Genomic DNA, 11,379 nt, shown 5'->3' on the forward strand with positions numbered 1-11,379 from the left:
ATTTTTTAAAAATTTATATTTTAAGTTTTAACATAAAAAGATAAAAAGTATTTAAAATTTTTTAATTTTATAAAAATATTTTTTAAAAATTGCATAAAAATGCATCAAATTTTATCGATGGGGGGCTTTGGTAAAAAGGTTTTATTTCTGGGAAAAACTCCGCTTTTTGTCTGTCACTCTGCATATCGAAAAAAAATATTTTTTAAAAAAATCTTGAAATACTTTTTATCTTTTTATGTTAAAACTTAAAATATAAATTTTTAAAAAATATATGGAATACGAAAAATGATATATTTAATTATAATAATTTTTTTACAAATGATTTTAGAATCATTACCTGTAAGCAGCTCCGGGCATTTATTATTGGCAGAAAAATTTTTTCAAACTACTATGCCCAAATATTTTGATTACTTTTTACACGGTCCGACAATATTAATATTATTGATAATATTTTATAAAGAATGGTTCCCGTTAGCCAAATGCTTAGCAACAAGCACTTACAACAAAAAAATGTTTGCCAAATTTGACAGCCATAAAAAATTATTAAAAATATTTCTTAAAATAATAACACTCGTTGCAATATCAAATGCAATTACAACATTAATCTGGTTTATATTTAAATTTTATTTGGAAAAAAAAGAATGGTTTGGAACAGATATACATTTATTAATAGGTTTTTGTGTTACGACTTTATTTTTATTTTTACTAAGTTTTAAAGAAAGACAAAGTAGCCACAAATCGCACTTAACAAATCTAAACAAAGCAACTGTCATCAACAGCATGACAGTGGATCTAAACATCTTTGCAAAATATTTAATACTTGGCATTATTCAAGGGCTTGCCCTTTTTCCGGGCATATCTCGATTTGCATCGGTATATGCGGCATCACGATTTTTAAATTTTACACCAAAAAGAGCTTTTCAAATTACATTTTTGCTTGAATTACCGTTGATATCTGCAGGATTTTTACTGGGTGTTTATCACATAAATAAAATAAATGATCAATTATCTTTTTTACTATTTTTTGCAATAGCTATCAGCACAATAATTTCTGCGATAATTTTTTATTTTGTAAAAAGATTAGCGTTAGCAAATAAATTACATTATTTTTTTTATTATATGATTATACCAATAACAATACTTGTTTTTATTATTTTGAAACATTTTGGGGAGCGCGAGTTAAGTCGTATTTTTTCGGGTTTTTAGGGTGTCCCTAAATTTACGGGGGATGTAGATTTCTCTTAAACAGAGTCCCCTACGAAAAAAAACTTTTGGCTTTTTTATACTTTGATATATTATTAATGTTTTATTACAAAGTTTTACAATTGCTTTTATTTAGGAGGCCGAGATAATGGCATTTTCAAAAGAAGATACATTGCAAAAAGTTGTTTTTACTATTGCAGAAAAATTAAACATTCAAGAAAGTAACATAAAACCTGAAGCTACATTTAAAGATTTAGGTGCAGACTCTCTTGATAATGTTGAAATAATTATGAGTTTTGAAGAACTCTTTGGTATAGAAATAAAAGATGAAGATGCGGAAAAAATCAAAACAGTTCAAGATGCTGTAAATCATATTCATGAAGCAAGAACAAAATAAAAAACATCGAGTTGCAGTTACCGGAATAGGACTTGTAAATCCTTTAGGTAACGACACCAACACTGTATGGAATAATTTAATTGCCGGTAAATCCGGCATTTCCTTTTTACCTGATAATTTTTGGGGGCAAAATTATAAAGAGTTCCCATATAATTTTGCAGGGCTTGTAAAAAACGAACAAGAAATTTTAAATAATTACTTTGATTTAGCCAAACAACGTAAATCTGATAGGTTTATACATCTTGCAATGATAGCTGGCTATCAGGCAATACAAGATTCAAAATTAACTAAAAATTATCCTGAAAATCGTACACGCTTTGGTTGCATGCTTGGCGTTGGTGTTGGCGGAATAAAAACAATTGAAGATTCGCTAAAAGATTTAATTTCTTCTGGACCCAAAAAAGTTTCTCCATTTTTAATACCAAGATCTATCAGTAATCAAGCTGCAGGCTGGCTTTCTATGGATTTCAATCTGCAGGGACAAATTGGTGCAATGGTAAATGCATGTTCTTCAAGCGCTGATGCTTTAGGTTTTGCATTTCGCACAATTCGCGATGGCTATGCTGATTACATGCTTTCAGGAGGTGCTGAGAGTTGTGTAACGCAATTGGCAATATCTGCATTTGGCAATATGCGTGCACTTTGTTCAAGTAAAAATTTTAACGATCCGACAAAAGCAAGTAGACCTTTTGATAAAGATCGCGAAGGCTTTGTTCTTTCGGAAGGTGCTGCAATTTTGGTTTTGGAACGACTTGATTTGGCACAAGCTCGCAATGCAAAAATTTATGGTGAAATTATAGGATATGGAGCAACGGCTGACGCATATCATATTACAGCAATGCATCCTGAAGGCCTTGGCGCACAGCAGGCAATAACAATTGCGCTTGATGACGCAAATATAAATTTAAAAGATATCGGATATATTAATGCGCATGGCACATCAACTCAAATGAACGATAAGCTTGAAACGTTGGTATTAAAAAAAGTTTTTGGTTCTCATGTTAGCCCGGATAATATAAATCACGCTCATATAAGTAGCACCAAATCCATGACGGGGCATTTACTTGGTGCTGCCGGAGCAACTGAAGCGGCATTTTCGATTTTAGCATTAAAAAATCAAATTTTACCGCCAACTATAAACTTGGAAAATCAGGATCCGGAATGCGATTTGGACTATACACCAAATAAAGCGATATCTAAAAGTTTTGATTATGCCATTTCAAATAGCTTTGGTTTTGGTGGTGGTAATTCTGTTTTGGTTTTTAAAAAATTTTGAGCAAATAAAAAAAGGGCCCCGAATTTCTTCGGAGCCTTTTTTATTTTAATTAAATTCAAATATTATTGAATGTTTGGAACTCTAAATATATTCATTATATTATTTGAACAAACTGGTTGTTTTGTAGCAACCAATATCGAATTATTTTTATCAAATAACTCACCAAACATTTTTGATGTATACCAATTATTAATTTTGCCATACATATTTTTTGTTGCATTTAAAGTTTTTGTACTTAATTCTTTTGCTGTATTAAAACTGTTTAAACCAAATCTTTTTGTTGCATTCAAAGCTTTTGAACCTAATTCTTTTAGCATAATTATTTTAGCTAATTTTTTTACTGTATCAAGTTTATTATATTTTATAGTTTTATAAAAATTAGAGTTTAAAAACTTAGGACCTAATTCTTTAGCAGCAACATATTTATTGTTACCAAATATTTTTGCAGTATTCAAAAATGATCCGGATTTTGTAGATAATGCAACTAAAAAAGTTTTTATTCTATCTCTTACAAAATCATAACCATATTGAATTTGACCGTTTGATAAGAATATACTGTTAACAAATATTTTTAAAGCCTCCGGTGATTTTTCCAACCAATTCATAACTGAAGCCGGAATTAAATCTTGGTTTGCATAAATACCCCAAGCCAAACTATATGCTATAGGTAATGCATATCCAATATAAACAAGCGTTTTAACTAATTTACTTGGTCTGTTTTTAATTTGTTTATTTTCTAATTTTAAATTACTGATATCAGCGAAAGCTTTATCTTGAGCTGAAACTGTTTTAACATTATTTTCAACTTTTTGAGTTTGAATATCTTGCTCTATAATATTTTTATTAAATTCAGTCTGTTGACGAGATTTAACTTCTTCATTTGCTGTTCTTATTGATTCATTTAATGCTATTGCAAGAGCAGCCTCTTCATCTACATCTTGATATTGTTTTAAATCTATTACAGGAACTACTGGTGTTTCGTTTGTTCTATTCTCAACAACAGGAGTTGTTCTTTTTACACAATTTCTATTTGCCGGACTTTTTGCAAAGGTATTAAATGCAATATTTGCAACGAACAAACCAAACAAAATGACTTTATTAGTTTTCATAATAAACCTCCATAAAAACTAGTAGAAATTCAATATACTATTATGTATTAATGATAATACTATGGAAAATAGAAACAAAGGCACTAAAAACGTAACTTTTAAGCCTTTAAATAACAAAAAATGGTCATAAACAATAGAAAATTGCTTATGACCATCAAAATTTAAATATTTTTATAGTTTTTTAAAAAGAAATCCCTGCTTTTAGCCAAAATTCGTAACATTCTATAGAATGATTATCGTCTGTAAATTCATAGGATGCACCCAAACTTAAATTTGCCGGTCTGTTCGACTGAGAGCACAAGTAAGAAATAACTCCTAAAAATTTATGTGTAAGTTGGTTTGGTGTTGCTGCACCTGATAGATTTAAATCTGAGTTATTAATAGCTTTACCGTTTAAAGCATTTGCCAATAAAAAGCTTGCCGATACGTCAAATGTAGATTGTGCTATGCCATAATTATTATCTTGCCAAGTTGATTTTAAACTTACAGCCTCTTTCTCTTTAAAAAATAAATTATATGCTGCATCAAGTGCAAAGCGTTTTGATTTAAATTGAAACCCGGCCAAAGCTTCTACTTGATTACCCGGACGAACACGAATATCTTGAGTTAAGATATTAGCGAGCGGTACCAAAGCAGTGCCTGCAGCGGCACCAATTTTACCGGCCAAATAATAATGACCAAACGGATAAGAATCAGTATTTAGTGGAATTGTTCTTCTTTCAGTTCCATCAAAAAGATATTTATGAGTTAAAGTAAAATATCCCCAACCTTGATGATTCGTACTTTTCCAAAAACGCATTGCTGTATCAAGATTCCAACCAAGTGCAAAATGATTTGAATTACCATATATTGGTTCAAATAAGTATTCGCTTTTAGGTTTATTACCTGTAGGTATTGTACACAATGCACTTAAATAGACATGTCTTGATTTATTTTCTATCAATCTATAACCAAACTTTGCATCAACATCTGCCACACCAAAAGCGGTTCTATTTTTTTGCATAATTTTTAAATATTGTAACTGATCTTGACTATTGTTTGTATCTGCTTCATTTACAACTTGCCCATTAAAAAAAGTTTCTATGTCTGTATAGTAACTTGTCGTATCTGTGTACTTTAAGTTTAAGTCATTTGAAACATAAACAATTGGAGATGTTATTTGAAAATAAGTTTTTTTAAGCGGATCATTTAGAAAACCAAATAGATCCAATATGGCGCCAAAAACTTCTTGTTTTGGACTTAATTCCATATGAGCTCTAATTTTATCCGAATTAACACCATTGTATCTGTGAACTAAAAAACGGTTCCAAACATCTTTAGTATCGTCTGCAATTATAGATCCAAGATTAGCGGCATATTCAATATTTATTGTATTTTTGCCATTAACACCAAAATATTTTCCCAAATCGTTGCCATTTACCGAACTTTTTGCAAATGCTGCAGCCTGAAAAGTAAAATTTAAATTTTTTTCAATTTTACTTTTATATCGGTTATTAAACCCTGTGTTAAGAACTGCCATATCGTCAACAACAGGTCTTGAAGTATACATAGTTCTTCTTGTTGCAGTAGATGCATTAGCTCCTAATACAGCAAAACTTAGTAATAAAATTTGAATCTTTTTCATTAAATTCTCCCTTTTATTCTTTTAAATTTACCAACTAAGTCCTGCTTTTGCCCAAACGGCATAACCCTCAAGCTCAGAATTATTCGATGCAAATTCATAAGAAGCACCAATCCCAAGCATTGCAGGATATTTACATTTGTTCCATTGATAACCAAGAGCAGCGTATATTTTATGTGAAGTCAAACTTGGAGTAGCTACAGAACTCAAATTTAAATAATCTGATTGAATTGCAACATTGCTTGTTTCGCTAACAAGTCCCGTTGTATCATAAACCGAGGCATGGGCATTATTGACATTATAAATAGTGTCAAAATTGTTAGTGGTAATATAAGAAACACCGGCCATTGCATATTTATCGTTTTCCCAATAATTTTTTAAAGAAACATTTTCATTTTCGGTTAAATATAAATTATACCCAATATCGAAAATCCAATTTAAAAAGTTAAAAGTTAAATTTGCAATTCCGTCAAATTGGCTGCCGGGTGTGACTCTAATATCTTGAGTTAAGACGTTTGCCAATGGAAAAACACCATTTTGACCATTTTGTCCTGCAAGAACATATTGTCCACCTTTTATTATAGTTTTTGAAGCTAAATTTGGATTTGGATCAAAAATTCCAACAGTTCTTTTTTCTATGCCCTGAAATAAATATTTATAATCACCAACAACCGCAAATTCTATATAATTGTTATCATGTCGCCACAAAACTAAATTAACATCCAATCCGGCACCAATGCCCCAGTGATGGGCATTACCATGAACCGGCTCAAATAACCACTCACCATTTGGCGTTTTACCTGTTGGAACCAAAAGTGAAACATTTAAACTCGATCGTACTTTTCTTTTATATAAATATTTCCAACCCAAACGAATATCAATATCGGCAAAACCTGAACTGGAATGCGGATTGCTATCAAGCTTTGCATATTTTAATTGCTCTTGAAGGTTATTTGCACTAACAACGTTTTCAATATTGCCTGAAAGATAATCTAAAAAAGAATAATCTTTTGCTATATCATTAAGTTGAGAAGTTGTTTCATTACCAATTATAGAAATATCTACATGATTTTTAACTTCAACGATTGGTGTTGAAACACGAAAATATAATCCATCTAAAATTTTATCCAAATCTTGGTGATAATCAAATCGTGCACCATAAGCTGTTTGTTTGGGATCCATGTAATAGCTGGCCGCAAGTGTATTTTTAGAACCATCCTGAGAATGTATTATTTTTCTTGATGCAAAAACTTTTGTTGAATCTGCCGGTGCTACGCTTATGATATTTTCAATACCCCTGGAGGCTGTCCAATCAAAACCAAAATAGTTTCCTATATCGGTTTTATTATTGGATTCTTGATAGAATGGTACAATCTGTATCGATCCATTATAAAAAGCATCCGGCTTTCTATATAAATTTGTATTCCATGTTGTATATTGCATAGCCAAATTGGAAAGTATTGGTCTTGTTGTTAAATAATTTTTATCTGAATAATCTTTTGAAAATAAATTACCAGATATAAAAATAAGTAATAATAAAATTTTTTTTCTCATTCTCTCTCCTAAATATTTTTTAAAAAAGACCTCCGTCCACTCCAATTACTTGTCCTGTAATATAATCTGCATCACCACTTGATAAAAATAAAATCAAATTGGCAATATCACAAGTTTTACCAAATCTTTTAAGACTTATTCTGTGTAAGATATTGGATTTCACATCTTGTGGTAATTTTTCAGTTAATCCTGTTTCTATAAAACCAGGGGCTATGGCATTTACTAAAATATTTCTACTGCCGTATTCTGCAGCAATACTTTTGGTTAAAGCAATAACTCCGGCTTTACTTGCAGCATAATTTGCCTGCCCAATATTCCCCGTAATCCCAACAATTGAGCTTATGTTTATGATATAACTTTGATTTTGTTTTATCATTTTTTTTATCGCCTGCTGCGCACAAAAAAAAGAACCTTTTAAATTTATATTCAAAACAGTGTCCCAGTCAGATTCTTTTAATCTTATTACAAGACCATCACGTGTAATTCCTGCATTATTCACAAGTAAATCCAAATTTTTATTTTCACAAGAATCTATAATTTTAAAAACAGATTTAAAACCATTTTCTATTAAAGATATGTTTGATATATCAACTTGAAAATAATTTATTTTTTTATTAATTAAATTTTTTACTTGATCTGAATCGGCATCAAAAATATCAAAAACAAAAACATTATCACCACGTGTTTTTAATGAATTTACAATTTCCAAACCAATTCCACTTACTCCGCCTGTAACAATAGAATTTTTCACATGTGACATAATTTGTTTTTTCCTAATTATGATTATTACTAAGATCCACAGGCATTTTTCGATCAAGCAAATTAAAAAGATTTTGTATATCTACCGGTTTGTTTATGGCAATAATTTTTTTATCCGGCCACTCACGCATTAAAATACGAGCCAATTTATCGGACGGTCCAACCTGAATAATCAGATCCAAATCTTTAAAATGTTGCATCGATTGCCACCAAAGTACGGGAGAATTCAATTGTTTTATTAAAGAATCCCTTACGTCGTTTGCCAATTTAATCTCTTTTGCATCACAATTATTAATTAACGAAACATCAAGATCTTTAAAATCAACTTTAAGCATATAAGAAGCAAATTCCTTTGCAGCATCTTCCATTAGTTTTGAATGAAATGCTCCGGCAACATTTAAAGGAATAACTTTTCCGGATATTGCTTTGACATCAAGTTCAACCTGACCAAGCTCAAAAGCTGTTCCCGAAACAACCAACTGATTGGGAGAATTAAAATTTACAATTTGAGCAACCTTGCCATTTTCCGGCTCATGATATCTTTTGCAAATACCGTCTAAAACCATTTCCGGAATACCAATAACGGATATCATTGTTCCAGGTTTTTCTTCTGTAGCTTTATCCATAAACAATGATCGTTTTTTGATCAAATATAAAGCATCTGCAAAACTTATACCGTTTGCTGCAAATATGGCAGAATATTCGCCAAGGCTATGCCCGGCAACTATACTTGGAACAATATTGTATTTGTCTTTTAATGTTTTATAAATAGATGCGCTTACCAAAAATATCGAAGTTTGAGCGTTTACAGTATTTTGTAATTCTTTTTCAGATGATGCAAAACAAAGGCGAACAAAATTTTGGTCCAAACAATTTGATGCAAAATCAAAAAGTTCTTGAACAGCTCTCTCGGAATCAAAAAAATCTTTTCCCATCCCAAGATATTGTGAACCTTGGCCGGGGAAAATCATCCCTATTTTCATTACAATCTCCAATGCTAGTTATTATCTTTTAATTTTTCAATCAAAAAACTAATTCGTGAAGCAGATCGATCTTTGCCCAAAATATTTATCAACTCAAAAACTCCGGGGCTAAAAATTTTTCCTGTAAGCGCAAGACGTAATATTTGTGCCAAATTAACCAGCTTTAATCCAAAATTTTCAACCACCGCTGTAGCAAGTTGCAATAAATTATCATGACTAAGATCATTAGTTTTTTTAAGTTCTAACAAAAAAGCTGTCAATAAGTCTACTGTTTTTTCAGTTCGCCATTTTTCAATCAAATTTAAATCCAAAGTTACCGGATCATTAGCAAAAGAAATTATATCTAAAATTATATCTAAAAGTTTTACGGCTCTTTGTTTATATTGATCGAATAATAAATTTAATTGATCTTTTGACCAATGCTTTTGTATTTTTTCAAAATAGTTTTGATCAAGTTGTTTTATGGAATCTAAAAGTTGATCTGTCGTCAAAGCCCTTAGGTAAACGCCATTCATCCATTCCAATTTTTTGATATCAAATATTGCACCTTTTTTACCGACATGATCAAAATCAAAATATTTCACCATTTCTTCGCGAGTAAAAAGTTCCTGATCACCGTGAGACCAACCAAGCCGAACAAGATAATTAAAAATTGTATCTGCTAAAAAACCCTGTGATTTATATTCTTGCACACTTACCGATGCATCTCTTTTACTTAACTTGTTACCTGCAGCCCCTAATATTAAAGGCAAATGCGCAAATTTTGGAATCTGTGTATTTAATGCTTTGTAAATAAGTATTTGCTTATGCGTATTTGAAATATGATCTTCGCCGCGAATTACATGAGTAATTTGCATAAAAATATCATCAGCAACTACAACAAAATTATATGTTGGGGCTCCATCGCGTCTTAAAATAATAAAGTCATCAAGTTGATCACTTTCAACTCGGACAACACCTCTTATCATGTCGTCAAACTCAAGAAATCCAAGATTTTCCGGAACCTTAAATCTTATTGCATGCGGTTTTTGTAAATCTTCTTGAGTATATTTTTTATTTCTACATGTACCTTCATATTTATAGGCTCTACCTAAGGCTTCGCGTTCAGCTCTTTTTTTATCAAGTTCTTCAGGATCGCAAAAACATGGGTATGCATCACCTGATTCTAAAAGTTTTTGTACAATTTTTTTATGCTCTTCGACCCTGGACATTTGATAAACAATAGGCTCGTCAGGCATAATATTAAGCCAAGAAAGACTGTCAAGTTGAGAATTTAGAAATTCTTTAGTCGATCTTTGCAAATCGGTATCTTCAACGCGCATTAAATATGTGCCATTATTATGTCTTGCATAAAGCCAATTAAAAATTGCAACTCGAACACTTCCTATATGCAAATGCCCCGTTGGAGAAGGCGCAAAACGAACTCTTATTTTTTTATTATCGGTCATTTAAAACCCTTTTAAATCATCAAATTTTATACTGTAATGGTTTTTAACTTTGGATTTGCCAAATCGACCCAAATTGATGGCTTTGCAGAGCTTTTTCCAAATTTAATTGTTAATTGATTCCAAAAATTTGCAGCTTGAGTGTAATCTTTTCGATACCAATAATATTCTCCAAGTCTATATAATGCTTGATCCTGAGCAATATTATTATTATCAAGTGCAATATTATTTAAAATTTCTATGGCATTTTTAATATTTTCATCTTTTTCGGAATCAATCTGCATCAAAGCCAATTTAATTTTATTGTACTGCTTTAATGCTGATTTATTAGGAATAATTTTTAATAACAAATTTTGAGCCTCTATTGCCGGTGCCAATTTTGATAAATTAATAAGAGCATCAACTTTATAGGATAGAAAGATTGGAGCTATACCTGAGCGTTTATGTTTTTTATACATATCATCAAAAACAGAAACTACACGCTCCCATTTTTCAGCTTCAGTTTTAAATTCATTTTCATTCAAAGCACCATCCGTAACTGTTGTTACAACCTTACCGTCAAAAACCGCCATGGATTTTATCAAATCTTTATAAGCCCTTTTATCGGCACCTGATCTGTACACAATATATCCAACAGTCACAAGAATAAACACTAAAAAGCCTGCAAACCAATAAATGGCTTGTTTTTTATTTTTATTCAAAAATTCAAAAATTTCTTTAATTTTATCTACCAATGGATTTTTAGAAAATTTAAAAAACATCTCTTCTTCCTTTACTCGAAATTTTGAGCAATAAAAAAACCGTCTAATTTTTTATGTTCGCATATAATTAACAATAGCATCATAAAATAACCGGACGGTTTTAACTTTAGTATAAAAAAATTACTACTTTTCTTTTGATTCAGCTGAAACTTCCTGAACTTCTTTTGAACTATTAGCTTCACTTGCTGCCTTTGCATGTTTTCTTTGGATACGATGTGGAGGAAATCATCAAGGGGGTGGCGCACCGATGGCTCGCACCCGCGTCCGATGC

Annotated in this window: 11 protein-coding genes; 3 read left to right on the top strand and 8 right to left on the bottom strand. The window is 31.0% G+C overall.

Annotation, left to right across the window (positions count from 1 at the left end):
- The first annotated feature begins 285 nt into the window (after window positions 1-285).
- From KKE07_02860 to fabF, 3 genes are all read left to right on the top strand, one after another.
- Window positions 286-1,206, top strand: coding sequence for an undecaprenyl-diphosphate phosphatase (locus KKE07_02860; GenBank protein MBU4269795.1), 921 nt, complete (start codon window positions 286-288; stop codon window positions 1,204-1,206).
- 145 nt (window positions 1,207-1,351) lie between these two features.
- Window positions 1,352-1,600, top strand: a complete 249-nt coding sequence (acpP, locus tag KKE07_02865; GenBank protein MBU4269796.1) for an acyl carrier protein — start codon at window positions 1,352-1,354, stop codon at window positions 1,598-1,600.
- Window positions 1,581-2,876 carry a beta-ketoacyl-ACP synthase II gene (fabF, locus tag KKE07_02870; GenBank protein ID MBU4269797.1) on the top strand — a complete coding sequence of 432 codons (1,296 nt, stop codon included), beginning with the start codon at window positions 1,581-1,583 and terminating at the stop codon, window positions 2,874-2,876. Before acpP ends, fabF begins: the two co-directional genes overlap by 20 nt.
- Window positions 2,877-2,938: 62 nt before the next feature.
- On the opposite strand, the gene KKE07_02875 is transcribed toward fabF, so the two are convergent.
- The 8 genes from KKE07_02875 to KKE07_02910 form a co-directional block, all read right to left on the bottom strand.
- Window positions 2,939-3,985, bottom strand: coding sequence for a hypothetical protein (locus KKE07_02875; protein MBU4269798.1), 1,047 nt, complete (start codon window positions 3,983-3,985; stop codon window positions 2,939-2,941).
- Between the two features lie 181 nt (window positions 3,986-4,166).
- Window positions 4,167-5,609 (bottom strand): hypothetical protein, encoded by a 1,443-nt coding sequence (locus KKE07_02880; GenBank protein MBU4269799.1) that lies wholly within the window; start codon window positions 5,607-5,609, stop codon window positions 4,167-4,169.
- A gap of 27 nt (window positions 5,610-5,636) precedes the next feature.
- Window positions 5,637-7,160 carry a hypothetical protein gene (locus tag KKE07_02885; GenBank protein MBU4269800.1) on the bottom strand — a complete coding sequence of 508 codons (1,524 nt, stop codon included), beginning with the start codon at window positions 7,158-7,160 and terminating at the stop codon, window positions 5,637-5,639.
- A gap of 19 nt (window positions 7,161-7,179) precedes the next feature.
- Entirely contained in the window at window positions 7,180-7,920 is a 741-nt protein-coding gene (gene fabG / locus KKE07_02890) for a 3-oxoacyl-ACP reductase FabG (protein MBU4269801.1), read from the bottom strand.
- Window positions 7,921-7,933: 13 nt separating this feature from the next.
- Complete coding sequence (fabD, locus tag KKE07_02895) at window positions 7,934-8,902, bottom strand: ACP S-malonyltransferase (protein MBU4269802.1); 969 nt, start codon at window positions 8,900-8,902, stop codon at window positions 7,934-7,936.
- Between the two features lie 14 nt (window positions 8,903-8,916).
- Window positions 8,917-10,350 carry a glutamate--tRNA ligase gene (locus KKE07_02900; GenBank protein MBU4269803.1) on the bottom strand — a complete coding sequence of 478 codons (1,434 nt, stop codon included), beginning with the start codon at window positions 10,348-10,350 and terminating at the stop codon, window positions 8,917-8,919.
- Window positions 10,351-10,376: 26 nt separating this feature from the next.
- Window positions 10,377-11,108, bottom strand: a complete 732-nt coding sequence (locus KKE07_02905) for a hypothetical protein (protein ID MBU4269804.1) — start codon at window positions 11,106-11,108, stop codon at window positions 10,377-10,379.
- Window positions 11,109-11,119: 11 nt separating this feature from the next.
- Window positions 11,120-11,379 (bottom strand): hypothetical protein (locus tag KKE07_02910; GenBank protein ID MBU4269805.1); only part of this gene is annotated, 260 nt, incomplete at its 5' end.

The organism is Candidatus Dependentiae bacterium (genome assembly GCA_018897535.1).
Classification (GTDB): Bacteria; Babelota; Babeliae; order Babelales; family UASB340; genus UASB340.